Consider the following 2,930-nt stretch of genomic DNA (forward strand, 5'->3'; position numbering starts at 1 on the left):
AAAGCATGACCAAAGCATTTGCAAACCTAATACAATTAAAAGGCCTCCGCCGCAATAAGCAGCAAATGCACCAAACTGCTCGGACAAAAATCTTCCTGCAATCATCCCTAATAACGGCATCCAAATATGGAATAACCCGATGGTGATTCCAATTTTTAAAATTTGCCGAAGGCCGAGCCTGAACATTCCCATTCCCAAGCCCACTGAAAATGCATCCATTCCTAGTGCAAATGCCATTATTATTAGTGTGATCACTTCTCCAACCATTGATGACATACTTTCGCCCCCTTGGACTTGCTAATTCAGCATATGCATGTCCAAAAGGGTTTAGAATGAGAAAATCGTTTATTCAATGATCTGGTTTCCGGCCGCCTTCATCAATCGATTCATAATCGCTTCGCCCACACCGGTGGAAGGAAACATCTCACTAAATATAATGTCTACGTGTCTTTGGTCAAACGAGCGTAACACATCGTATAAAGAGCTTGCTACAGTTGCAAGATTTTCTCTTGTTCCGCAGAAAATCACTTCATCCGCTTGGTAAAAGCCCTCATTTTCTGTGGTCGTTAACACGCCAACCTTTCGACCTTCACTTCTTTCTTTTTCAATAAGTTGCTGAAGCTTGTCCCGGTCTCCTTTTACTAAAAAAAGAGGAGATTTGGGTGCATAATGACGATACTTCATGCCAGGAGATTTTGGCGCTTCGTTTTGATCCTTTAGAGCTGGGTCCACTAGAACCTCACCTACTACTCGCTCAAGCTCGTCCCTTGTCACTCCACCCGGCCGTAAAATAATCGGAATCTCTTCTGTGCAATCAATGACGGTTGATTCCACTCCAACTCCTGTTGCTCCGCCGTCCACAATGCCAGCGATTTTCCCATTCAAATCCTCTAGCACATGTGATGCTTTCGTCGGACTAGGTTTTCCTGAACTGTTCGCGCTTGGCGCTGCAATCGGAACTCCCGCTTCTTTGATCACCGCTAGAGCAACGGGATGATTGGGCATTCTTACTGCCACTGTGGATAAACCTGCTGTTGCTAGCTGTGACAATTCAGAGGTCTTTTTTTCAAAGATGATCGTAAGCGGGCCAGGCCAAAACGCATTCATTAGCTTGTTGGCCTTGTCTGGTATGTGAGCAACAAATTCATTCAGTTGGTCCCTGTCAGCAATGTGAATAATCAGTGGATTATCGCTCGGGCGACCCTTCGCTTCATATATTTTGTGAATCGCTTTATCCGAATGGGCATTTCCTCCGAGTCCATATACCGTCTCAGTAGGAAATGCGACCACTTCATTTTCTCTTAAAAGTGATGCAGCCTGTGCAATTTGTGGATAGTTTTTTGGATTATCCACATTTTTATCCACTGTCCATAGCTTTGTTTGTATGTTTTCCACCTTGAGTATTTCTCCCTATTTTTCTTGTAATACGTAAGAAAGTATAAAAGAAGATGGTGTATAACTCAAGTTTTATCCACAAATTGTGTATAACATTTGCTATTTTGTGGGTAACTTTGTGGATTAATCCAGTTTTAATTCCATGAACATTGAGTTATCCACAGTTAAGATATGTTGGACGTGAGCGGAGGCGAATATTTTTTCGTGTAACGCTTCCTTTTCTACCTGTTGAAAACCCATCATCTCGAAAAATTGGACAGATCCCTTTTTGTTTGTGGCTAAATATAGTGATTGCATCTGCTTTTCCTTTGCTAATAATAACATTTGTTCAAAAATTAACAGCAATTCCTTTTCACTCGCACGCGAAGTGATGGCTAAAGATCGTAGCAATCCGACAGGGCCATGTGGTTCAATTCCAAGTGTTGCTTGAATATTTCCAGCTTCATCTTCTAATAGAAGAAAATAATCCACAGCTTCTTCTACTCCATCGGTCCCCAAGTTTGCCTTTTCTAAAAAGTTTACTAGTTTCCTTATATCCTCTACTTGTGCACAACGAACCATCGTTTCCACCCAAATCACCTCTATTTTTTTCTTGTTACTCTATGAATATGAAAAGGTAGAGAAAGTAGAACTAGATTTGGGGATAATTTTTTGAGGCGGAAAAAAGAAACGCAAATAAGACCTTAGAATCGCAAGTAAGTTCTCAGGATAGCAAGTAAATATAAGCAATCGCAAATAAACTTTCGGAATAGCAAATATATTTCTAGAATCGCAAGTAAATTTTTAAAATAGCAAATAAAATCCTAGAATCGCAAGTAAATTTTTAAAATAGCAAATAAAATCCTAGAATCGCAAGTAAACCTTCAAAGATATAGCTAAAAATCCCGAAATTCTCAAAATATGCATTAACTTTCCTTTAAAAAAAGCACAACCACAACGGTTGCGCCACATTTTCTTATGAAAAGATCTTATCCCAAAGTTCTACAAGGAAAAACTTCACTTCAACTTCTTGTTCATCCTTCTTTTCCTCTACGAACACTGGCTCTTTCGCTTCTTGAGTTTCGGCTTTTTCTTCTTCTACTTTTGCTTCTTTCTCTTCTTGTTCGTCAACGCCTTCTTTTACGGCTACGGAATTAGAGAAGTCTAGGAAGCATAAAGGCGGGAACAACACACACCACCAGTTCGCTCCTTCTCCTGCTCCTAACGTAATCAGTACTGCTTCGTACTCACCAGCTGGATACAAGAACTCACCATATAACTTCGTTGGAAACTCTACTTTTCCGAAATCTGTTTTTACGCTTTGGTTCGATCCATTCTTTTCTAGTACTTCTTCTGCAATTGCCTTGATTTCTGGTAAGCGAGATTGAATTAAGTCACGCGCTGCTTCTACGGAAGTTAACTCTGCTACCCACTCTGTGATCGCTGCGTTTACTTCATCTCGAACTTCGCGCTTGAGCTCTTGGTCTACCTCTAAATCACTGTTTGCTAGAATTCGTAAGCGAATGGCCTCATTCGGGATGACAATCGCTTCGTTG

General features: G+C 40.7%; 4 protein-coding genes. All 4 read right to left on the minus strand.

Features of this window, described 5'->3' with window-relative positions; all coding sequences use genetic code 11:
- The coding region (locus tag ACGLXV_RS22260; protein WP_391560344.1) for a manganese efflux pump MntP at nucleotides 1–276 on the minus strand (276 nt) is incomplete at its 3' end.
- A gap of 69 nt (nucleotides 277–345) precedes the next feature.
- Nucleotides 346–1,386, minus strand: coding sequence for an L-threonylcarbamoyladenylate synthase (locus ACGLXV_RS22265; protein WP_391560346.1), 1,041 nt, complete (start codon nucleotides 1,384–1,386; stop codon nucleotides 346–348).
- Nucleotides 1,387–1,518: 132 nt separating this feature from the next.
- Nucleotides 1,519–1,956 (minus strand): GNAT family N-acetyltransferase, encoded by a 438-nt coding sequence (locus tag ACGLXV_RS22270; RefSeq protein WP_391560347.1) that lies wholly within the window; start codon nucleotides 1,954–1,956, stop codon nucleotides 1,519–1,521.
- A gap of 394 nt (nucleotides 1,957–2,350) precedes the next feature.
- Nucleotides 2,351–2,930, minus strand: a 580-nt coding sequence (gene spoIIR, locus ACGLXV_RS22275; protein WP_391560345.1) for a stage II sporulation protein R, incomplete at its 5' end; no start/stop codon positions are given.

Origin of the sequence: Robertmurraya sp. (assembly GCF_036676585.1) — a bacterium.
Lineage (GTDB): Bacteria > Bacillota > Bacilli > Bacillales > Cytobacillaceae > Robertmurraya_A.

Coding starts and splice junctions, on each gene's coding strand:
- ACGLXV_RS22270 (WP_391560347.1), bottom strand. CDS start 1,956: ATGGTTCGTTGTGCACAAGTAGAGGATATAAGGAAACTAGTAAACTTT.